At 63.5% G+C, this 22,081-nt stretch carries 20 protein-coding genes; 11 read left to right on the top strand and 9 right to left on the bottom strand.

What is annotated here, in order from left to right:
- Positions 1-80: 80 nt before the first annotated feature.
- Genes AB8B20_RS24770 through AB8B20_RS24750 form a run of 5 tightly spaced genes read right to left on the bottom strand, consistent with a single transcriptional unit; the run spans position 81 to position 3,781 of the window.
- Entirely contained in the window at positions 81-944 is an 864-nt protein-coding gene (locus AB8B20_RS24770; protein ID WP_439073263.1) for a serine hydrolase domain-containing protein, read from the bottom strand.
- 14 nt (positions 945-958) lie between these two features.
- Positions 959-2,212: a CCA tRNA nucleotidyltransferase gene (locus AB8B20_RS24765; protein WP_439073264.1), complete on the bottom strand. Its 1,254-nt coding sequence runs from the start codon at positions 2,210-2,212 to the stop codon at positions 959-961.
- Complete coding sequence (locus AB8B20_RS24760; protein ID WP_089262546.1) at positions 2,209-2,472, bottom strand: DUF6111 family protein; 264 nt, start codon at positions 2,470-2,472, stop codon at positions 2,209-2,211. The genes AB8B20_RS24765 and AB8B20_RS24760 overlap by 4 nt, the downstream gene beginning before the upstream one ends.
- Complete coding sequence (locus AB8B20_RS24755) at positions 2,469-3,134, bottom strand: CoA pyrophosphatase (protein WP_439073265.1); 666 nt, start codon at positions 3,132-3,134, stop codon at positions 2,469-2,471. The genes AB8B20_RS24760 and AB8B20_RS24755 overlap by 4 nt, the downstream gene beginning before the upstream one ends.
- 35 nt (positions 3,135-3,169) lie before the next feature.
- Positions 3,170-3,781 carry a DUF1285 domain-containing protein gene (locus AB8B20_RS24750; RefSeq protein ID WP_439073266.1) on the bottom strand — a complete coding sequence of 204 codons (612 nt, stop codon included), beginning with the start codon at positions 3,779-3,781 and terminating at the stop codon, positions 3,170-3,172.
- Between the two features lie 247 nt (positions 3,782-4,028).
- On the opposite strand from AB8B20_RS24750, the gene AB8B20_RS24745 reads away from it, so the two are divergent.
- From AB8B20_RS24745 to AB8B20_RS24715, 7 genes are all read left to right on the top strand, one after another.
- Positions 4,029-5,033, top strand: coding sequence for an AAA family ATPase (locus AB8B20_RS24745; RefSeq protein WP_309947746.1), 1,005 nt, complete (start codon positions 4,029-4,031; stop codon positions 5,031-5,033).
- A complete protein-coding gene (locus tag AB8B20_RS24740) occupies positions 5,033-5,974 on the top strand; it encodes a DUF58 domain-containing protein (protein ID WP_439073267.1) in 942 nt (313 codons plus the stop codon). Before AB8B20_RS24745 ends, AB8B20_RS24740 begins: the two co-directional genes overlap by 1 nt.
- On the top strand, positions 5,974-8,787 hold the full coding sequence (locus tag AB8B20_RS24735; RefSeq protein WP_439074041.1) for a DUF4159 domain-containing protein: 2,814 nt from the start codon (positions 5,974-5,976) through the stop codon (positions 8,785-8,787). The genes AB8B20_RS24740 and AB8B20_RS24735 overlap by 1 nt, the downstream gene beginning before the upstream one ends.
- 9 nt (positions 8,788-8,796) lie before the next feature.
- A complete protein-coding gene (locus tag AB8B20_RS24730; RefSeq protein WP_439073268.1) occupies positions 8,797-10,860 on the top strand; it encodes a hypothetical protein in 2,064 nt (687 codons plus the stop codon).
- Positions 10,861-11,167: 307 nt separating this feature from the next.
- Positions 11,168-12,106 carry an IS110 family transposase gene (locus tag AB8B20_RS24725; RefSeq protein ID WP_439072572.1) on the top strand — a complete coding sequence of 313 codons (939 nt, stop codon included), beginning with the start codon at positions 11,168-11,170 and terminating at the stop codon, positions 12,104-12,106.
- Between the two features lie 194 nt (positions 12,107-12,300).
- Positions 12,301-12,678, top strand: a complete 378-nt coding sequence (locus tag AB8B20_RS24720; RefSeq protein ID WP_439073269.1) for a DUF2946 domain-containing protein — start codon at positions 12,301-12,303, stop codon at positions 12,676-12,678.
- 123 nt (positions 12,679-12,801) lie between these two features.
- A complete protein-coding gene (locus AB8B20_RS24715; protein ID WP_439073270.1) occupies positions 12,802-15,147 on the top strand; it encodes a TonB-dependent receptor in 2,346 nt (781 codons plus the stop codon).
- A gap of 143 nt (positions 15,148-15,290) precedes the next feature.
- Here AB8B20_RS24715 and AB8B20_RS24710 read toward each other — a convergent pair whose 3' ends face one another.
- The gene (locus tag AB8B20_RS24710; RefSeq protein ID WP_093759621.1) at positions 15,291-15,803 is read right to left on the bottom strand and encodes a GNAT family N-acetyltransferase; all 513 of its coding nucleotides are present in this window, start codon (positions 15,801-15,803) and stop codon (positions 15,291-15,293) included.
- 57 nt (positions 15,804-15,860) lie between these two features.
- Entirely contained in the window at positions 15,861-16,349 is a 489-nt protein-coding gene (locus AB8B20_RS24705) for an NUDIX domain-containing protein (protein WP_439073271.1), read from the bottom strand.
- 138 nt (positions 16,350-16,487) lie between these two features.
- Between AB8B20_RS24705 and AB8B20_RS24700 the strand changes: the two genes are divergently transcribed.
- Entirely contained in the window at positions 16,488-17,372 is an 885-nt protein-coding gene (locus AB8B20_RS24700) for a metallophosphoesterase family protein (RefSeq protein WP_439073272.1), read from the top strand.
- A gap of 5 nt (positions 17,373-17,377) precedes the next feature.
- Here the strand turns inward: AB8B20_RS24700 and AB8B20_RS24695 are convergent, their stop codons facing one another.
- A complete protein-coding gene (locus tag AB8B20_RS24695) occupies positions 17,378-17,926 on the bottom strand; it encodes a hypothetical protein (RefSeq protein ID WP_439073273.1) in 549 nt (182 codons plus the stop codon).
- A gap of 249 nt (positions 17,927-18,175) precedes the next feature.
- Positions 18,176-18,385 (bottom strand): DUF4170 domain-containing protein, encoded by a 210-nt coding sequence (locus AB8B20_RS24690; protein WP_068733054.1) that lies wholly within the window; start codon positions 18,383-18,385, stop codon positions 18,176-18,178.
- 211 nt (positions 18,386-18,596) lie between these two features.
- Between AB8B20_RS24690 and AB8B20_RS24685 the strand changes: the two genes are divergently transcribed.
- The 3 genes from AB8B20_RS24685 (at position 18,597) to AB8B20_RS24675 (ending at position 21,942) form a co-directional block, all read left to right on the top strand.
- Positions 18,597-20,042, top strand: a complete 1,446-nt coding sequence (locus tag AB8B20_RS24685; protein WP_439073274.1) for a helix-turn-helix domain-containing protein — start codon at positions 18,597-18,599, stop codon at positions 20,040-20,042.
- A 62-nt stretch (positions 20,043-20,104) separates the two neighbouring features.
- Complete coding sequence (locus AB8B20_RS24680; protein ID WP_441253336.1) at positions 20,105-20,596, top strand: GNAT family N-acetyltransferase; 492 nt, start codon at positions 20,105-20,107, stop codon at positions 20,594-20,596.
- Between the two features lie 116 nt (positions 20,597-20,712).
- Positions 20,713-21,942, top strand: a complete 1,230-nt coding sequence (locus AB8B20_RS24675) for a lytic murein transglycosylase (protein WP_441253335.1) — start codon at positions 20,713-20,715, stop codon at positions 21,940-21,942.
- Positions 21,943-22,081 lie beyond the last annotated feature (139 nt).

Raw genomic sequence — 22,081 nt, 5'->3', positions numbered from 1 at the left:
GACGAAGAAGAGCACAAGAGCAAGGTGGCCTGATCAGGCCGTCCGCCGCCGGGCGCAAATGTCCGGCGGCAGCTTGTCGCTCAGCCTTGCAGAGCAAGTTCGAACGCATTTGTCTCGATACGGCCCGCAGCGCCGCCGGTCGCGAAGACCGCAACGGTTGCTTGCGCATGTTCGGGACAATGATAGACGGCGATGCCACTGCCCGGACCTCCGCCGGTATGCCCGACGACGCGTAAATTACTGGTTGTCGTTCCAGCCATAACGCCAAGGCCGTAAGCCGCGTGTTGCCACGGACGTCCTGTACCGGGATCACCCACTGCGATTCCGTGGCACATCTCGTCGCGCAGCCCCACAGGCAGCAAGTCCGTCGTCATCAAGCGGTGCAGCAGCATTGCGGCATCGCGCAATGTCCCGACCGCCAGCCCGTGATAGACCCAGCGCGGATCGTAAGACTGCGCATTGCCCATCCGGACATCGGCGAGATCGCTGCGTTGATTGGCGATGCGCGGCCCGACCACACCGAAGGGTTCGAGCAACCGGTGTCGTATCAAGGCATCGAGCCCCAGCCCGCTCACGCGTTCGAGATGTTCCCGGACCAGCAAATAGCCGACATTCGAATAGGCGAAATGGCCCGGCCCAATTCCGGCATGCAGAGGAGAAACTGAGTGCAGCAGCCGGTCCACCGGCCAGGCGTCTTCACCGGCAGCGACAGCCGCATGGTAGGCCGTAACAGAACCGTAGTCGGCCAGACCGGCGCGATGCTGCAACAACTGGCGGAGCGTAAAGGACTCGCCCGGCAACGCATCATCCAGACGCAACTGTCCATCACGCACCATGGTCAGTGCCGTGGCGGCAATCAGCGTCTTGGTAAAACTCCACCACGGCACAACGATGTCGGCATCATCGCTGATATCGGCAGAACCGGGGCGAATGACATGCTTCATGGTGCCGTCGAAACTTAGAGCTGATGGTCGTGCTTGAATCGCGCAATCGTTTGGTCGGCGATAACAGTCAGCACATCGACCTCCATCGGAAAGTCCAGCGCCAGCCAGGCATCTTCCGCCAGCGCCAGCACATGGCCGAGCGCCGGGCCCTTGGCGATGCCGCGCGCCATGAAGTCGGCGGCCCTGAGCGGAAACACCGGCGGTGTCCATCGTTCCGGCAAGGTTACGAGCGTTTTCCACGCCTCTACATCGGCATCGCGGCCGGCGCGGGCCCAGGCGAGCATCATGCGGTTGCGATAACGGGTTTCGCCCAAGCGATAGAGCCGCCGCCGGGCATGGGATTCATCCATGCCCTTCAGCCGCCACCAGCGATGGCCCATCGAATCCAAGGCCTTGGTTTCGTCATTGGAGAGCCGCAGCTTTTGCGCAAGCCGGCGCGCATCTTCCGTAACTGCGACGCCGAGCGCACCAAGCCTCAGAACCGCATCGGGTTTTAGCCCCAACGCCTGCTCGATGGCGATCATTGCGGCGAACGGCCCCTTGTAGGTGACACCGCCCACGATCCGCAGCATCAGGCCGGCATCGACCATCGCATCCACCGCCGCGAAGGCGCCATCGGCCACCAGCAGCTTGAGCAACTCCATCCTGATACGCTCGGCCGATATTCCCGCCAGTCCATCGCGGCCGCGAATGCTGGCGAGATAACCTTCGCGATCCGGCGCGCCGGCGCCATAGGCGGCATGAATGCGGAAGAACCTGAGAATGCGCAGATAGTCTTCGGCGATGCGCCTGTCGGGATCGCCGATGAAGCGCACCCGCCGGGCATCGAGATCGGACAGGCCGCCGACATGATCATGCACCACGCCGTCGATGGATGCCGAAAGGCCGTTCATCGTGAAATCACGTCGTTCGGCATCGCGCTTCCAGTCGCGCCCGAATGCCACCTTGGCCTTGCGGCCAAAGGTCTCGACGTCTTCGCGCAATGTCGTGATCTCGAACGGTGCGCCATCGACAACCAGCGTCACCGTGCCGTGCTCGATGCCCGTCGGCACGCTCTTGATATGGGCCGCCTTGGCGCGGCGGATCACTTCATCGGGCATGGCCGTCGTGGCTATATCGATTTCGCCCACTGGCAATTTCATCAGAGCGTTGCGCACAGCGCCGCCGACCGCGCGGGCTTCCTCGCCATTGCCGTTGAGCAGCGCCAGCACCTGCCCGCACGGTCCTGACGTGAGCCACGGCGCGTCGGGCAGTTTGCGCACGCTCATTTTTCGACCCCGGGAACGAGCCTGCCGTTTTCGATATGCGCCGGGACATAGGTCGATCCCGGCGGCGCGCCGGAAAACTGCGCCAGCAGCACGAGGCTCACGATCACCAGCACGGCGGCGGCGATGGCGAGCCTGATCATCACCGGCATCGGCCATGACGATTTCAGTGTCACACCATTCTTGGTCGCGATCAGGAAAATGGCATAGAGCGCAAACGGGATGAGGAAAATGCCGACTTCGGTCAGAACCGGACGGATCATGTGAGCACGATCCGTTCGTACAGCACGCGCAGGATGCCTGCGGTAGCGCCCCAGATATAACGTTCGGCGAACGGCATCGCGTAATAGGACCGCTCCATGCCGCGGAATTCCTTGCTGTGCAGCTGATGATTGGCAGGGTCCATCAGAAACGCCAGCGGCACCTCGAAGGCGCTTTCGACCTCGTTCTCGTTGATCTTCAGATTGAAGCCTGGTTTCACACGCGCCAGCGTCGGCAGGATTCGAAAGCCGAAGCCGGTCGCATAGAGATCGAGATAGCCGATCGGCTCGACGAAGGAGCGATCAAGACCGATTTCCTCCTCGGCCTCGCGCAACGCGGCGTCCAGCGGCGAGACATCGGTCGGATCGATCTTGCCACCGGGAAACGAGATCTGTCCGGCATGATCGTTGAGATGCGCGGAGCGCTGGGTAAGCAGCACGGTTGGTTGTTCGTGTTCGACGATGCCGATCAGGACCGCGGCCGGGCGGATCGGCCGCTCCTGCGCCACGATCTGGATCATGCGGTCGTTGCCGGCATCGCCGGTGACGGGAATGATGCTGGCGTCGGTGAGCCCCTCGGGCACATCGAAATTCAGGCGTGCCTTCGCCCGCTTGAAAAACTCAACTGAACCGATATCCGCGGCATCCGCGTCGGTCTTCAGCATCGGCTCATTCGCCCGGCTCACTTCAATCGGCTCACTTATGTAGCTTCCCTGACCTGCTCCGCATCGGCCATGGCGAAAAACGCGCCCGCGGAGGCGATGCCGAACATCGCGATACCATCGACCATCCGCTCCTCGCCCATGTCAACCAGATCGTAATAGACCGCCCGCGTCACCTTGGCCCACAGGTCACTGCGGACATGCAGATAGGGCGTCAACCCGCCGTCCTCAGCCATCTCGAATCGCAGCCGGTGTTCGCTGTCACACGCGACCCAATCGTCCACATTCGTGCGAAACTTCAACACCGTGCCGCGCGTGTCCTGCTCCTTGAGCATCTCGACGGCGAGAAATGGGGCATCGTCCACGGTGATGCCGACCTTCTCCACGGGGGTCACGAGAAAGTGCTTGCCGCCCTCACGCTTCAGGATCGTTGAGAACAACCGCACCAATGCGGGCCGGCCGATCGGCGTTCCCAAATAGAACCACGTACCATCGCCAGCGATTCGCATGTCGAGGTCGCCGCAGAATGGCGGATTCCACAGATGCACCGGCGGCAGGCCCTTGCCGGCTTTACCGTTGGCCGCCGCATCCCTCGCCGCAGTGGTCAGGCCATCCAGCCCCTGATTTGCGATCTGCCCTTGCTTCGCCATTGTTTGCCCTGACCTTACCGCTGCCATTTGGCACGATTGGTGCACGTATTGAAACGTGTGATGTCACAATCCAACTCGCCACAACGTGATGCAGTTCATAGCCGCATCCCGATATTGTGGGGATAGTTTAATTCAACAAATACATGGCCTTCGCTTAAGTTTAGCATCAGGTCCATGGAATACTAAGATGGCGTGACGACAAATGCGGCGGCGTATTTCAGGCGCCGTTCACCCGAAGGAGCAATGGATGGCTGGCGCTGACAGTGTCGAGAAACTCGAAGACGTGATTGTCCGCTCCGCGGAACAGGTGGCCGGCCAGATGCGCGCCGCCAAGGACGCGATCTCCACTGTCATCTTCGGCCAGGAACGCGTCGTCGAAAACACGCTGGTGACCATCCTGTCCGGCGGCCATGCGCTGCTGATCGGTGTTCCGGGCCTCGCCAAAACCAAGCTGGTGGAAACGCTGGGCGTCACGCTCGGCCTTGATGCCAAGCGCATCCAGTTCACCCCCGACCTAATGCCTTCAGACATTCTCGGCGCCGAAGTGCTGGACGAGAGCGTCGCCGGCAAGCGCTCGTTCCGCTTCATCTCGGGACCTGTCTTCGCACAGCTTCTGATGGCCGACGAAATCAACCGCGCCTCGCCGCGCACGCAATCCGCATTGCTGCAGGCGATGCAGGAACAGCACATCACCGTCGCCGGCGCCCGGCACGATCTGCCGAAGCCGTTCCATGTGCTGGCCACGCAGAATCCGCTGGAACAGGAAGGCACCTATCCGCTGCCGGAAGCGCAGCTCGATCGCTTCCTGATGGAGATCGACGTCGATTATCCGGATCGCGACGCCGAACGCCGCATCCTGTTCGAAACCACCGGCGCCGAAGAAACCATCGCCAAGGCTGCCGTGACCGCTGAAACGCTGATTACCGCGCAGCGCCTAATCCGCCGTCTGCCGGTCGGCGACAGCGTGGTCGAAGCGATTCTTACATTGGTGCGCTCGGCACGTCCGGGACCGGACGCAGGCGATGCCAGCAAGCTGATCGCCTGGGGCCCAGGTCCTCGCGCGTCACAGTCGCTGATGCTGGCAGTGCGTGCCCGTGCATTGCTCGATGGCCGTCTCGCGCCGTCGATCGACGACGTGCTCTATCTCGCCGAACCGATCCTGAAGCATCGTATGGCGCTGACCTTCTCGGCGCGTGCCGAAGGCCGCACAGTCCCCGACGTCATCCGTCAGCTCAAGACGCGGATCGGTTAATGGCCGCAGCGCCGGATCACGCCACGCAGGAGATCATCGCAGTCCGCCGCGCCGATGGCGAAAGCCGTACGCTTGCTGCATCGCTGCCGCGTCTGGTGCTGGAGGCCCGGCGCATTGCTGCGACCGTCATCCATGGCCTGCATGGCCGGCGCCGCGCGGGCCATGGCGAAAGTTTCTGGCAATATCGTCGCTTCGTCTCCGGCGAACCGTCGCAGAATGTCGACTGGCGCCGTTCGGCGCGTGACGATCATTTGTATGTCCGCGAGCAGGAATGGGAAGCCGCGCACACCGTCTGGCTGTGGCCGGACCGTTCGCTGTCGATGGCTTTCGCCTCCAAGGGCGCGCGCGACAGCAAGCTCGAACGCGCACTGATCGTGACCTTCGCACTGGCTGAACTCCTGGTCGCCGGCGGCGAACGCGTCGGCGTGCCCGGCCTGATGAATCCAACCTCGAGCCGCAGCGTCATCGACAAGATGGCGCAGGCGATGCTGCACGACACGACGAACCGCGCCAGCCTGCCACCTTCGTTTGTGCCCTCAGCACTGGCCGAGATCGTGGTGCTCGGCGACTTCTGGTCGCCGATGCCGGAGATCAAGGGGATGCTGGCCGGTCTGTCGTCATCCGGCGCGCATGGCGCACTGGTGCAGGTCGTCGATCCCGCCGAGGAGAGTTTCCCTTATTCCGGCCGCGTCGAATTCGTCGAGCCCGAAAGCGGCAATGTCATCACCGCAGGCCGTGCACAGACCTGGGCCGAGGATTACGTCGCGCGCGTCGCCGCGCATCGCGAAGAAATCCGCGCCGAGACCGCCAAGCTCGGCTGGCTGTTCTCGACACATACCACCAGCCGCTCGGCGGCTGAACTGCTGCTGTTCCTGCATGGCGGCATGATGGTCAGCAAATCTGCCGGCGGCAGCATGGTCAAGGCAGGACGTTCAGCATGATCGGTGGTTTTCCGCTCGCCTTTGCTCAACCGCTGCTGCTGCTCGGCCTGATCAGTCTTCCCGCCCTATGGTGGTTGCTGCGCGTGATGCCACCGCGTCCGCAGCGCATCGCGTTTCCGCCGACACGTCTGCTGTTCGATATCACACCGAAGGAAGAAACCCCGTCGCGCTCGCCCTGGTGGCTGACGCTGCTGCGCCTGCTGGCTGCGGCACTGATCATCTTTGCCGCAGCCGGTCCTATCTGGAATCCGCAGACCGGCACGGCCGGCAGCAATGCACCGCTTGCGATTTTGCTGGACGATGGCTGGAGCGCCGCGGCAAGCTGGGACGCTCGCGTCAAGGCGGCGGATGAGCTGATTGCCAATGCCGACAGCAACCGCCGCGGCGTGGCCCTTGTTCCGCTGTCGGAACCGAACCGCGACATCACGCTGCTGCCCGGCGGCACCGCCCGCGTCGCGTTGCGTCAGCTCTCGCCGAAGCCCTATGCGATCGACCGCGTCGATACGCTGCCGGCGCTGGAGCGCTTTTTGAAAGCCACCGGCGACAGCGAAATCGTCTGGCTCTCGGATGGCGTTGACACCGGCCGTGGCGCGGATTTCACGCAGGGCCTTGCCAAGGCCATCGGCGACCGCACGCTGACCATCTATGACGGCGGCGCCACGCCGGCCCATGCGCTGGTCGCAGCGGAAAACGCCGCAGCTAAGATGACCGTGAAGGTGCTGCGCGCCAATAGCGGCGGCCCGGATGGCGGCGTGGTGCGCGGCCTCGACCAGAAGGGATCGCCGGTTGGCGAAGCCAAGTTCCTGTTCACACCGAACGACCGCGAGACCGAAGCCTCGTTCGATCTGCCCGTGGAACTGCGCAACGACATCGCGCGGCTTGAAATCACCGGCGAACGCTCCGCCGGCGCCGTGCAACTGCTGGACAAGCGCTGGCGCCGTCGCGCCATCGGCATCGTCTCGGGCGCCACCAACGATACCGCGCAGCCGCTGCTAGCCTCGACGTTCTATCTAACGCGCGCGCTGGCGCCATTCGCGGATGTGCGCCTCGGCGATCGCGGCGCGCCGCAACAGGCGATCACACAATTCTTGGACCAGAAACTTCCGATGATCGTGCTGGCCGATGTCGGCACGCTGTCGCCGGAAATCCGCGAGCGTCTGAATGCCTGGATCGATGCGGGCGGCGTGCTGGTGCGCTTCGCCGGCCCGCGCTTGGCGCAGGGCGATGACGATCTCGTGCCAGTGAAACTGCGCCGCGGCGACCGCAGCCTCGGCGGCAGCCTGACCTGGGAGAAGCCGCAGCATCTGGCGTCCTTCGCCGCCGATGGCCCATTCGCTGGCCTCCCTGTGCCGAAAGACATCACCGTGAACCGCCAGGTGCTCGCAGAGCCGAATGCTGCGCTGGCCTCGAAGAGCTGGGCGTCGCTGGTCGATGGTACGCCGCTGGTCACCGGCGAGCGTCGTGGCAAGGGTCTTGTGACGCTATTCCATGTCAGCGCCGATATGCGCTGGTCCGATCTGCCATTGTCTGGCACCTTCGTCGAAATGCTGCGCAGGGTCGTCGATATCTCCGGTTACACGTCCACGCCCGGTGCAGGTGTCGCCGGCGAGACCGGCGCGGAAACGGTTGCGCCGCTGCGCACGCTCGATGGTTTCGGCGCATTCACGCCGCCGCCCTCCACGGCCAAGCCGCTCGCCGCCGACTATCGCGACCGCGCCACGCTCGATCACCCGCCGGGCTTCTATGGCCCTGCCGATGGCCCGCTCGCGGTGAATGCACTGGCATCGACCGATCGCATTGAGCCTATCGATTTCTCAGGCCTGAAGGCCAACCGCGCCAGCTACACCAATGCCGAACCTCGCGACCTTCGCGGCATCCTGCTCTCCACGGCGCTGGCGCTGTTTTTGGTGGACGCGATCATCGTCGCGCTGCTCGGCGGTGCCATCGCCGCGATGTTCCGCCGCCGTGCCGTCTCGGCGGCCCTCGCCGTGGCATTCGCGCTCGGCACCGTCATGGGATCGCCGGTGCCATCGCGGGCCGATCCAGCCAGTGACGATTTCGCCGTCAAGGCGGTGTCGCAGACACGTCTCGCTTACGTCGTCACTGGGAATGCCGATGTCGACTCCATCGTGAAGTCGGGCATGACCGGACTGACGCTGTTTCTCGCGCAGCGTACCGCGCTGGAAGCAGGTGAGCCGGTCGGCGTCGATCCTTCTCGCGATGAACTGTCATTCTTCCCGCTGATCTACTGGCCGATCATTCCCGGCGCGGCCAAGCCGCCGCAGGAAGCCATCAACCGCATCGACGCTTACATGAAGCAAGGCGGTACGGTGCTGTTCGACACCCGCGACGCCGTCGAGGCGCCGCCTGGACCTAATGGCGAGTCGCAGACGCCGGGCATGCTGACGCTGCGCAATATCCTGTCCTCGCTCGATGTGCCCGAGCTCGAGCCGGTGCCGCGCGAACATGTGCTGACCAAGACCTTCTATCTTCTGCGCGACTTCCCCGGCCGCTTCAATTCCGGACCGACCTGGGTCGAGACCCTGCCGCGCGACGATGGCGATGACGCTGCCTCGCGTCCGGCTCGCGGCGGTGACGGCGTGTCACCGATCATCATCACCTCGAACGATCTTGCCGGCGCCTGGGCGATGCGCCCCGATGGCCAGCCGATGCTGCCACTGACGCCCGGCGAACCGCGGCAGCGCGAATTCGCGTTCCGCGCCGGCGTCAACATCGTGATGTATACGCTAACCGGCAACTACAAGGCCGATCAGGTGCACGCGCCCGCACTCATCGAACGTCTCGGACAGTAGGAGCGCGACATGCAGTACGGCATCGCGTTTACGCCCCTCGTCCCGACCATCGTGCTGTGGATCGGCCTCGCCGCCATCGTGGCGATATCAGCATTGCTATTGCTCGGCCGTGCACGCGGTGCTGCAGTGCGTGTGGCCGCATTGGCGCTGATCCTGCTGGCGCTGGCCAATCCATCGTTTACGCGCGAGGAGCGCGAGCCGCTCACATCGGTCGCCGCCGTCGTCATCGACAAGAGCCCGAGCCAGAATTTCGGCGCGCGCACCAAGGAAACCGAGGAAGCGCAGAAGCAGCTGGTCGACCGGCTGAAGCAGGTCAAGGGCCTCGAGGTCCGCGTCGTCGAAGCCGGACAGGCTGATGGCGAAACCGACGGCACCAAATTGTTCGGCGCACTGTCCTCCGCTCTCTCCGACGTGCCGACAGACCGTGTCGCGGGCGCCTTCCTGATCACCGACGGCCGTGTCCATGACATCCCGGCCAATGTCGCGGGTCTCGGCTTCAATGCGCCGGTGCATGCGCTGATCACCGGCCGCAAGGACGAACGTGATCGCCGCATCGCCATCACGGCTGCTCCCAGATTTGGCATCGTCGGCCAGTCGCAACGCGTCACGTTTCGCCTTGACGATCAGGGCGTCACCGGCGAGCGCGCCCGTGTCGCCATCCGCCGCGACGGCGATACGCTGAGCGAGCGCACGGTGCTGTCCGGCCAGACCGTGTCGGTCGATATCGACATCAAACATGCCGGCCCGAACATCGTCGAGATCGAAGCCTCGCCGCTCGACAACGAACTCACACTGGTCAACAACCGCGCCGTGGTCGCCATCGACGGCGTGCGCGACAAACTCCGCGTGCTGCTGGTGTCGGGCGAGCCGCACTCCGGCGAACGCACCTGGCGCAACCTGCTGAAGTCCGACGCCTCGATCGACCTCGTTCACTTCACAATTTTGCGCCCGCCGGAGAAGCAGGACGGCACGCCTATCAATGAGCTGTCGCTGATTGCGTTTCCGACCCGCGAATTGTTCCAGCAGAAGATTCACGAATTCCAGCTGATCATCTTCGATCGCTATGCCCGCCAGGGCGTGTTGCCGATCGCCTATTTCGACAATATCGCGCGCTATGTCCGCGCCGGCGGCGCCGTGCTGGTCTCGGCCGGGCCCGATTACGCGTCGAACACCTCGATCTGGCGCACGCCGCTGGATTCAGTGCTGCCTGCCGAACCTGTCGGTGTCAGCGAGAAGCCGTTCTATGCTCATCTCAGCGATATCGGCAAACGTCACCCGGTGACGCGCGGTCTCGAAGGCTCCAATTTCGAGCCGCCGAAATGGAGCCGCTTCTTCCGCACCGTCGAGACCCGCAATACCACCACTCCCCCTGTCATGACCGGTGCCGACGGTCAGCCGCTGCTGCTGCTGTCGCGGTCCGGCGAAGGCCGCGTCGCGCTGCTGCTGTCGGATCACATCTGGCTATGGGCACGCGGCTATGAAGGCGGCGGCCCGCATCTCGATCTGCTTCGTCGCACGTCGCACTGGCTGATGAAGCAGCCGGATCTCGACGAGGAAGCACTCAAGCTGCAGAGTCAGGGCAAGGATCTCGTTGTGCTGCGCCAGACCATGGGCGACGCCGTGCAGCCCGTGACGGTGACCTCACCATCAGGCAAGACCCGCGAACTGACGCTGTCAGCCGGCGAGCCCGGTCTGTGGCGCGCGACCACGCCGGCCGATGAACTCGGTCTGTGGCAGGCCACCGACGGCACGCTGAAGGCGCTGATCAATGTCGGCCCGATCAACCCGAAGGAATTCTCCGAGGTCACCTCGACCACCGAGATGCTGAAGCCGCTGGCGCAGGCCAGCGGTGGCGACGCTCGACGGATCAATGAAGGCTCGGGCGTCGAGCTGCCGCGTATCGTGCCGGTGCGCTCCTCGACCGTATTCCGCGGCGACGGCTGGATAGGCGTGCATATGCGCGATGCCAGCGTGGTCCGCGGCGTCGGCGTGCTGCCGATGTTTGCCGGCCTGATCGGGCTGCTGCTGCTGCTCGGCGCGTTTGCCGCGACATGGCTAAGAGAGAGCCGGTAGCTTCTTCCCTCGCCCCGCTTGCGGGGAGAGGGTGGCGCGGACGAAGTCCGCGACGGGTGAGGGGCAGCCAGCGAGTGAAACACTGGCTCCCCCTCACCCGTCATCCACGCTAACGCGTGAATGACGACCTTGTAACTTGCCAGCCGCCGGATCTGCTAAGTTGTGCGGAGCGGTGGCAGGCGGGAGACCGAGTGACCTGAGGGACACCAAGCCCGTGGGAGAGCGCGGGTCCTTGCTTGCCGTTCCATCGAACCCGAACAGTCGCTTGGGCCGCTCAGCAAGCCCGGTTGCGCAAGGATGGGATCAGATGGACGCGATTTATGTTGGCATCGATGTGTCGAAGGATCGGCTGGATGTGGCGTTGCGTCCGGGCGGTGAGAGTTTTGCGGTTGCCCGCAATGGTGCGGGGATCGATGATCTGATCGCGCGGCTGAAAGCGCGGCCGCCACGGATGGTGGCGATCGAGGCGACGGGCGGCTTTGAGACGGTCGTCGCCGCAGGATTGGCCGGCGCCGATCTGCCTGTGGTGGTGGTCAATCCGGCGCAGGTGCGCGCCTTTGCCAATGCCCTCGGCAAGCGCGCCAAGACCGATCCGATCGATGCCATGGTGATCGCGCATTTTGCCGAGGCGACCAAACCGCAACTGCGGCCGCTTCCCGATGCGACGACGCGGCTGCTAGCCGATCTGGTGGCACGTCGGCGCCAGATCGTCGAGATGATTGCCGCGGAAAGCCAGCGTGCACGGCGCGTCAGCAATCTGCGGCTGAAGAAGAGCATCGCCCGGCTCCACAAGGCACTGGAGAAGGAGTTGTCCGAACTGGACGACGACATCGGCGATCACGTGCGGGGATCGCCGGCCTGGGCCGAGAAAGAAGACTTGCTGGTGTCGGTGCCCGGCATCGGTCCGACCATCGCGCGCAGCCTGATTGCCGAACTGCCGGAGCTCGGCACACTAGATCGTCGTCAGATTGCGGCGCTCGCCGGTTTGGCGCCATGGACTCGGCAATCCGGCCAGTGGCGCGGCAAGAGCTTCATCGGCGGCGGCCGGGCCAATGTACGCCGCGTGTTGTTCATGGGAGCGATGGTGGCCGCCCGCTTCAATCCGCAGCTCAAACTGTTCCGCGACAAGCTTGTCGCCGCCGGCAAGCCCAAGCTCGTCGCTATCATCGCCCTCGCCCGCAAGCTGCTCACCATCCTCAACGCCATCCTGCGAGACAAGACCCCATGGCAGCATCAAAACGCTTGACCAACAAGACAGTCGCTCTCCCCGCAAGCGGGGCGAGGTAAGACCGCAGCGTTGCCGTAATCCCACAGCAGGCCGGGTTTCTGTGTCCGGAGATGACTGGCCGTTGACACCCGGCCGCCCGTTGCGCGATGTTACATTATAACATCGGTGCTGGCAGACCTCTCCGCCGACCGATGCCGGGGCAGCCTGTCGGCATGAAGTGGTTTCGCGCGAATATCAGACAAGGGGCAAAGCTGGCGCTGTTCGCGCTGGCGGTGCAGCTCGTTCTGTCATTCGGCCACGTTCACGGCGGGACGGTCCATGCTGCCCCTCTCGACGCCACCTTGGCACTCTCGGCCAGCGACGTTGCGCAAACACCGGCCGCTCCCGATACTGACCACCATCACCGCGCAGCCGATCCCTGCGCCATCTGCGCCGTCATGGCGATGGCCGGTACAGCGCTGTTCGCCGCGCCGCCGGTCCTGCTGTTGCCGCAGGCTGCCGTCCTGCTGCAGCGGATCACCGAGGCTGAGTTCGACCATCTCGACGCCATCAGCGGCGCATCGCAGCCGCGCGGCCCTCCTGTATCCTGACACGACATTTGACGATCGCTGCCGCGAATTTCTCGCGAACGGCGTAACCGAAGTCAGATTCGCATCACCGCGAGTCCCGGCGCAAGCGCCCGAGCGCGCGGCCGGTGAAGTCAGGACAAACCTATGTCGATTCAATTCAAGCGCGCCCTCCTGCTCGGCACATCTGCCGTGGTGGGACTGAGCTGCCTCCCGCAATCCGCGCTGGCGCAGACGCAGCTTCCCGCCGTGGAAGTCACCGCGCCAAGCCCGATCGTGCGCCGCAAGCCGGTGCCGTCACGCACCGCGCATACCCATGTCACGCGCCCCGCACCGAACCGCAATGCCGCGCCGGTGCCCGTCGAGGCAGAGCCGGCCCAGCAGGGCGAACTCCCGATCGTTACCGATCAGTTCGCCACCGTGACCGTGGTGCCGAATGACGAGATCCGCCGCTCCGGCGCCTCGACACTCGGCGACCTCCTCGCCAACAAGCCTGGCATCACTGGCTCCGGTTACGCACCGGGCGCATCGAGCCGGCCGATCATCAGGGGTCTCGACGTCAATCGCGTCGGCATCGTCGAGAACGGCATCGGCAGCAATGGCGCGTCGGACCTCGGCGAAGATCATTTCGTGCCGGTGGATCCGTTTGCCGCCAATCAGATCGAGGTGATCCGCGGCCCGGCGACGCTGCGCTACGGATCGCAATCGATCGGCGGCGTGGTCAGCTCATCAAACAATCGCATTCCCGACGCGCTGCCGAACTGCGCCGTGGCGGCGCCGTTCCAGAGCTACGGCATGCCGGTGAAGGCGCCGGTCGCCGGTCTCGCAGCGCCGGGCTGCATGAATGCCGAGGTGCGCACCTCGTTCAGTTCAGTGGACCGCGGCGTCGATGGCGGCATTCTCCTTGACGCCGGCGGCGGCAATGTCGCCGTTCATGCCGACGTCTATGGCCGCAAGGCCGGCGACTACAATGTGTCGAGCTATCCCTATGCCGAGCCCGGCCTCGCCTTCAATGGACGTCAGCCGAACTCGGCTAACCAGTCGGCCGGCGCATCGGTCGGTGGCTCCTACTTCTTCACCGGCGGCTATATCGGCGCGGCGATCACACAGAACAACACGACCTATCGCATTCCGGGCGTTGAAGGCGCGCAGGTCGGCACCCGTATCGCCGGCCAGCAAACCAAGTTCACGGCGAAGGGCGAATATCGCCCGGACGCCGCGGCGGTCGAAGCGATCCGCTTCTGGGTCGGCGCGACGAACTACAAGCACAACGAAATCGGCCTTGCGGACGCCAGCGATCTCTTGTCCGACGGCGTGCGCCAGACCTTCACCAACAAGGAGCAGGAAGGCCGGCTCGAAGTGCAGATGATGCCCTTCAACGCACGTTTCGCCACGATCACCTCGGCCTTCGGCCTGCAAGTCAACCACCAGGAACTGACGGCACCAAGCCCCGACGACATCGGCAGCCCTCTCAATGGCCTGTGGGATCCGAACAAGAATACAAGGGTCGCCGGCTACAGCTTCAACGAGTTCAAGTTCACCGAAACCACGAAGGCGCAGATCGCTGGCCGCATCGAGCATGTCGAACTGTCCGGTACGACGCCATCTTCGACTCCGAACGAGTTCGATCTCAATGCCGATCCCGGTGCCATTGGGCCGGCTGTCGGGCGCAACCTGACCTTCACGCCGAAGAGCGGCAGCATCGGTCTGATCCAGGATCTGCCCTGGTATGGGCTCTCCGCCAGCATCACCGCGCAATATACCGAGCGCGCACCGAAGCCCGCCGAACTGTTCTCGCGCGGCGGACATGATGCGACGGAGACCTTCGACATCGGCAATCCCAATCTAGGCATCGAGACGGCGAAGTCGGTCGAACTCGGCCTGCGCCGCGCCGCCGGTCCGTTCCGCTTCGAGCTCACCGGTTACTACACGCAATATAGCGGCTTCATCTATCGCCGCCTGACCGGCAACACCTGCGGAGACGGAGTCTGCCAAGCGGGACTTGGCCTCGAACTGAACCAGGCGATCTATTCGCAGCGTGACGCCACCTTCCGCGGCGGCGAATTCCAGAGCCAGCTCGACGTTGCGCAGATCTATGGCGGCACATGGGGTATCGAGACCCAGGCCGACATCGTGCGCGCGACCTTCAGCGACGGCACCAATGTGCCGCGCATTCCGCCGGTGCGTGCCGGCGGCGGTCTGTTCTGGCGCGATGCCAACTGGTTCGCGCGCGTGAACTTGCTGCACGCTTTCGCGCAGAACGACATCGCTGAGATCGCCGAGACGCCGACATCGGGCTACAATCTCCTGAAGGTCGAAGTGAGCTACAAGACGCTGCTCGACCCGCGCATCTACGGCGCCAAGGAAATGACGCTTGGCGTGGTCGGCAACAATCTGTTGAACGAGAACATCCGCAACGCGGTGTCCTATAACAAGGACAACGTGCTGCAGCCCGGACTGAACGTGCGGGCGTTTGCGAGTGTGAAGTTCTGATTGTAAGCGTCGTTCCGGGGCGTGCATTCAGCGCAGCTGAGTGCGCGAACCCGGAACCTCATGCGGTTCTATCACTTCGAGATTCCGGGTTCGCTCGCAGCTAACGCTGCGCGCGCCCCGGAATGACGGCTTGGATCAAAAAATTACTTCGCCGCGTCCCAATCCGGCCGAACGGCGCCGGCGAGACCCGTAGCGGCGCCCTCCACCAGCTCGAGCACAAGCAACCGGTTTTGATCGACCGGACCCGGCATGGTCACATTGCCCTTAGGGATCGCCTTGAAGCCGACCCGGCGGTAATAGGGCTCGTCGCCGACCAGCACGATGAGCTTGTGGCCCTTCTTGCGCGCATCCGCGATGGCGCGGTCCAGCAGCTTGCGGCCGACGCCGCGGCTGCGGAACGGCGGCTCGACGGTGAGCGGCCCGAGCAGCAGTGCCGGCGTATCGCCGACGCAGATCGGCAATTGCCGGACCGAGCCGACCAGCAGCGTGCCGATCCGTGCCGTGAAAGACAGGTCGAGCAGATGACCGACATGTTCACGCAGCCGGTAGGCTGATAGCACGTAACGGCCCGGGCCGAAGGTGCGGGCATGCAGCCGTTCGATGATCTGGGCGTCGTTGGCGGTTTCCGCCAGGATGGTCAGAGAAAGGTCATTCATGTCGGGAGGCGGGATAGCATTTGGCGGGCGCGCGGTCCATTGCCCGGGCGGACGGGATCAGACCCGCCAGGTAGCACTGATCGGCTTGCCGTCGAAGATCTCGGCCAGCCGCAGCCGGGTGCCCTCGGTGGTGTCGTGAGGCAGGGCATCGAGGACGAAGAAGCCGGTTTCGGCGATTTCGCGATTGGGCTCGGGCAACCAGTCCTGCCGGAACTGCCTGACCACATAGACCGCCACATGATCGCGGATCGAGACGTGACTGTTGAGAAAGACACCATGCAGAACCGGCTCTCCCGTGAGTTCGATGCGCCCCTCTTCCCGCAGCTCCATGTCTAGCGCCTCGCGAAAGGTCTGGCCGACTTCGACGCCGCCGCCGGGTAGATACCAGCCGGTGACATAAGTGTGCCGGACTAGAAACACGCGATTGTCAGCGTCCAGCACCACGGCGCGGACGCCCAAGGTCATGCCGCGGGCGAAGCGGAAATACAGATGCACGAATTTGCGCAGGGTCGGCTCCAGCCGCTGCCGCAACGTCGGTGAGGTCATCACGGCAAATTCCTGGCTGGCGACACGGTGGGTGCTTGCGTCATATGCCCCACCTTGCCAAAACATGCAGGGATTTCACAGGCATGAGGGCGCATTGAGCCGGCTTGTTCACATACGCGCAGGGGCAGATCGCTTCTCATGACCGCTTTCACCCTCGCCCATCTGTCCGATCCGCATGTTCCGCCGATGCCAGAGCCGCAATGGCGCGAGCTCCTGGGGCAGCGCGTGCTCGGCTATCTGAACTGGCGGCGCAACCGGCACCTGATCCACCGCCGCGACATGCTGGATGTCATCGTCAGCGACATGCAGGCGCAGCAGCCGGACCATATTGCCGTCACCGGCGATCTCGTGAATCTCGCCCTGGATGCCGAATTCCCGCGCGCGCGCCGCTGGATCGAGAGCGTCGGCACACCGGACAAGGTCTCCCTGGTCCCCGGCAATCACGACGCCTATGTGCGCGGGGCACCGGAGCGCTTTGCGGCAACCTTCGGCGACTATATGCGCAGTGACGGCACCCCCGATACGCGCTTTCCATTTCTGCGTATCCGCGGCCCGCTGGCTCTGATCGGCGTTTCGTCGAGTGTGCCAACCGCGCCGTTCATGGCGACGGGCTCGCTCGGCGACGCACAGCTTAGGGCGCTCAACATTATGCTTGGCGGCCTCGCCGACGCTCATCTGTTTCGCGTATTGCTGATTCATCATCCGCTACGCTCAAAGCAGAAAATGAAGCGACTGACGGATTCCGAAGCGCTGCAAGCTGTGCTCAAGCGCCACGGCGTCGAACTGATCCTGCACGGCCACGACCACATTCATTCGACCATGTGGTTCGACGGCCCACAGCGGCGCATTCCCGCAATCGGCGTGCCATCGGCATCATCGGTTGCACACGGCCACAAGCCGGCAGCCGCCTACAATCTGTTCGCCATCGAACGCGACGGCGAACGCTGGCGCTGCGAGCAGACGGTGCGAGGATTCGGGGGCAGCAATATGGTACACGAGCTGACGCGGACGATGCTGGTGTAGCGTGACTAATGTCCGCGCACGGACACGAACAGCGCGAGCGCAAATAGTCCCACGACGCCGACAATCACACCGAACACGAACGGCCAGAATCTGCTGCGCGGCTTCTTCACCGCCGTCGCTACCTCCGGCGCCGGCATTGTCACCAGCGCGTGCTCGCGCTCAATCATGCGGCGCGCGATATAGTCGGTGACCGCCTTTACGATGGTCGGAACGTCATGCGCCTCGGCCAGCACCACGCGACCGTGGCGGGTGTCCTGCACGAAGCGATACATGCGCTTGTCGCGACCCATCGCGACATGGGCGACCATGTCGATCCACAGCCGCGGCGTGTCGCCCTGGCTGATGCCCCGGTCGAACATCTCGATGCCAACGGGGATCTCGGCGAACGGCAGGTCGAGCGCTTCATTGAGGATCTCCAGCCGCGCCACTTCGGCATCGCGCAGCTCGACGACGACACCGGTGCGATCGGCCGCCTCGATGCGGGCCTGACGCAACGCGTCGCGCAGCCGCTGCGGCCTGGCTTCCTGGACAGGCTTCGTCCCGTTACTCGCCACGCTGGACCCCTTTCTGGCTGCCTGAGCGCGCCATCCACCGGCAGTAACCTATCAGTAACCACGAGTGCCGGAAAGGCCGTTTGTTTCCAGAGGCTTGGCCGCTAAACGCATCAACGGCCCCACCCGGTTTCCCGGATGAGGCCGCTGATATCCTTGGACGTCTTCTTATGGGCAAATCAGCGACAGGCTTGAGGCGATCCAGCGGCACTGACGCCGCTCGGGATCTCAGCTTCAGGCGACCCGTCGGTCCTAAGCGACCTGACGGCTCGGCTCTTCGACGATGGAGAAGCGGACGCCGGCGCGGTGGCGATTCTCTTCCGACACGGTCTTCCAGGCTTCTTCAGCCTGCTTGCGCGTCTTGAACGGGCCCTGCACCTGGGCCGAGCCTTCAACCAGCTTGTGGAAGTTCATCGAACCGAACTCGCCGCCGATGACCCAGAAATTGCTACCGTGTGACATGTCGTGCTCCTGTTTATTCCTTAAATCGACATTCGTGACATGCGATGCATTCACCGTGTGAACAGATAACGCCATGTCAGACAAACCACCAGATGCCTTGTGTTTGAATGGTGATGCGATGTAACATCACGACTTGTAATAAATGTCATTTTGTTAATTTTGTCACAATCAACGACCGGGTGGCGACTCGGGGAACCAGGAATTGGCGCGGATGGCGGGCGAGTCTGGCAAGAAGCTGTTCGTGGGGCCGCGCTTCAGGCGGATCCGGCAGCAACAGGGCCTGTCCCAGACCCAGATGGCAGAGGGCCTCGGCATTTCGCCGAGCTACATCAATCTGATTGAGCGCAACCAGCGGCCGGTCACCGCGCAGTTGCTGCTGCGCCTCGCCGAGACCTACGACCTCGATCTCCGCGATCTCGCGACGGCGGATGAAGATCGCTTCTTCGCGGAGCTGAACGAAATCTTTTCCGATCCGCTGTTTCGCCAGATCGATTTGCCGAAACAGGAATTGCGCGACCTTGCCGAACTCTGTCCCGGCGTCACGCATGCGCTGCAGCGGCTCTATGCGGCTTATACCGAAGCGCGGCGCGGCGAGACCATGGTGGCGGCGCAGATGGCCGATCGGCACGAAGGCGCGCCCTTCGAAGCCAATCCGATCGAGCGCGTGCGTGATTTGATCGAGGCCAACCGCAATTACTTCCCCGAACTCGAAACGACCTCCGAAGGCCTACGCGACGAGATCAACGTGCCGTCGCAGGATCTGTTTGCTGCGCTGAGCACACGACTACGCGACAAATATTCGATCGTCACCCGCATCATGCCGGTGGATGTGATGCGCGAGACGCTTAGACGTTTCGACCGACATCGCCGGCAGTTGCTGATCTCGGAAATGATCGATGCGCCCGGCCGCGCCTTTCAGGTCGCATTCCAAATCGGCCTCGTCGAGTGCTCATCGCATTTCGAGACCATCATCGGCCGCGCCGGGCCGCTCGACGACACCACACGGCGGCTCTATCGCATCACGCTGGCCAACTATTTCGCAGCCGCCGCACTGATGCCCTATGCAGCGTTTCATGCCGCCGCGGAAGCGCTGAGCTATGACGTGCAGGTGCTCGGCCAGCGTTTCAATGTCGGATTCGAGCAGATCTGTCATCGCCTCACCACACTGCAGCGGCCGAATGCGCGCGGCGTGCCGTTTTTCATGCTGCGCGTCGACAATGCCGGCAACGTCTCGAAGCGGTTTTCATCCGGCACCTTCCCGTTTTCGAAATTCGGCGGCACCTGCCCGCTGTGGAACGTGCATTCGACCTTCGACACGCCGGACCGCCTGCTGAGCCAGGTGATAGAACTCCCCGACGGCAGCCGCTACTTCTCCATCGCACAGACACTACGCCGGCCCGCAGCGCCGCATCCGCAGCCGCAACCGCGCTTCGCCATCGGCCTCGGCTGCGAGATCCGCCATGCCGGCAAGCTCGCATATTCAGCAGGCCTCGATCTGGAGAAGACTGAAGGCACGCCGATCGGCGTCAATTGCCGTCTCTGCGAGCGCGAGAATTGCAGCCAGCGGGCCGAGCCGCCGATCACGCGCAGCCTGATCCTCGATGAGAACACACGGCGGGTGTCGTCATTTGCTTTCAGCAATGCGCGGGAACTATAGTTGCAAGGTCTTCCCGATCGCCCCTAACATTGAGGCCATTGATGACGTTGCTGGTCCGGGAAATGCTGCCGTCCGAAGTTCACGTCGTCAGCACCTATTTCCACAATGCCACGCCGGAATTCCTGGAAGCGATGGGCGTCGATCCAACGAGGATGCCGCCGGCGCTGATCTGGCAGGAGCGTATCGGCCAACAATATGCCCTCCCGCCGGAACGCCGCGCCGCCGTTGTTGCGCTGTGGCTCATGGATGATCAGCCCATCGGATTTTCCAGTTGTGACAAGATCGTCTATGGCGAAAGCGCCACCATGCATCTTCACGTGCTGCACCCGGATAAACGGCAGAGCGGTATCGGCACTCAATGCGTCCGCCAGAGCGCCGCACTTTATTTCGATATGCTGAAGCTGAAATCGCTGTTCTGCGAGCCGAATGCCTTCAACATCGGGCCGAATCGAACCTTGCAAAAAGCCGGCTTCAAGTATGTGAAGACCCACATGACGGTGCCCGGACCGTTGAATTTTCATCAGGCCGTAACACGATGGGTCCTCCAGCGCTGATGCTTGTATGACATGTCATGGCCGGGCTTGACCCGGCCATCCATCTTGAATGTTAGTGTGGGAGAAAGATGGATGCCTGGATCAAGTCCGGGTATGACAGCGGAGAGGTCTGGTTCATGCTGCGAATGTCTGTGCGATCCACAATTCTCATTGCAGCATCTGCCCTTATCTCCTTCACCTCCCCCGCCTCCGCCCAGCGCGCCGCATCCTGTCATGGCGGCCAGAGCTTCGACCAATTCCTTGCCGGGCTGAAACAGCAGGCTGTCGCTAGCGGGGTATCGCAGCGCGCGATGGCGGAAGCGGCGCCCTATCTCGTCTACGACCAGGGCATCGTCAATCGCGACCGCGGGCAGCGAGTATTCGGGCAGTTGTTCACGCAATTCGCCGGTCGCATGGCGGCTGATTACCGGATGCAGAACGGGCAGCTCAAGATCAAGGCGAACGCCGCAGCCTTTGCACGTGCAGAGAAAGAGTATGGCGTGCCGCCAGCGGTCATCGCCGCATTCTGGGCGCTGGAGAGCGACTTCGGCGTGCAGATGGGCAATCTGCAGACGCTGCGCTCGCTGGTGTCGCTGGCCTATGACTGCCGGCGCTCGAAGATGTTTCAGGACGAGACCATCGCCGCACTGAAGATCATCGATCGCGGCGACCTGTCGCCGGCCGAGATGATCGGCTCATGGGCCGGCGAACTCGGCCAGACGCAGTTCCTGCCGACGCACTACTTCAACTATGCCGTCGACTACGACGGCGATGGCCATCGTAATTTGCTGCGCAGCCCCGCCGACGTGATCGGCTCGACGGCGCATTACATTTCCACGGGCCTTAAATGGCGGCGTGGCGAACCGTGGCTGCAGGAGGTGCGGGTCACCGAGAACGTACCTTGGGATCAGGCCGATCTCACCATTCAACTGCCGCGCGCCAAATGGGCATCGTTCGGCGTGAGTTATCCCGATGGACGGCCGCTGCCGAATGACAGCATGCCGGCCTCGCTGCTGCTGCCGATGGGCCGCCACGGTCCCGCTTTCCTCGCCTACGCGAATTTCGCCGCCTATACCGAATGGAATAATTCGCTGATCTATTCGACCACCGCCGCCTATCTCGCCACCCGCATCAATGGCGCGTCCAAGATGCGGCAGCCGTCCGCCCCTGTCGCGCAACTGTCACATCCTGAACTCCGCGAGCTGCAGCAACTGCTGGCGAAGCGCGGCTTCAATGTCGGCAAGATCGACGGCATCCTCGGCCAGCAGAGCCGCACGGCCGTCAAAGCCATGCAGGTCAAATTCGGCCTGCCCGCGGACTCCTGGCCGACGGCTGAATTGTTGGCGGCGCTGAAATCCGGGCGCTAGAGCCTGATTTATCTGATCCGAGAAACGGTATCCACATCTCGGGATCACGCTCGAAATTTCTTCTCTTTTGTAAGGCTGGGGCGGTTGAATTCGGCTGGCCGCGCCCCAAGTCCATGCAGCAGCATCTTTCTTGACCCTT

This window comes from Tardiphaga sp. 866_E4_N1_4, from assembly GCF_052076075.1.
Taxonomy (GTDB): domain Bacteria; phylum Pseudomonadota; class Alphaproteobacteria; order Rhizobiales; family Xanthobacteraceae; genus Tardiphaga; species Tardiphaga robiniae.
Note: the sequence above shows the minus strand (reverse complement) of the source record. Positions and strands in the feature narration are given on the sequence as shown.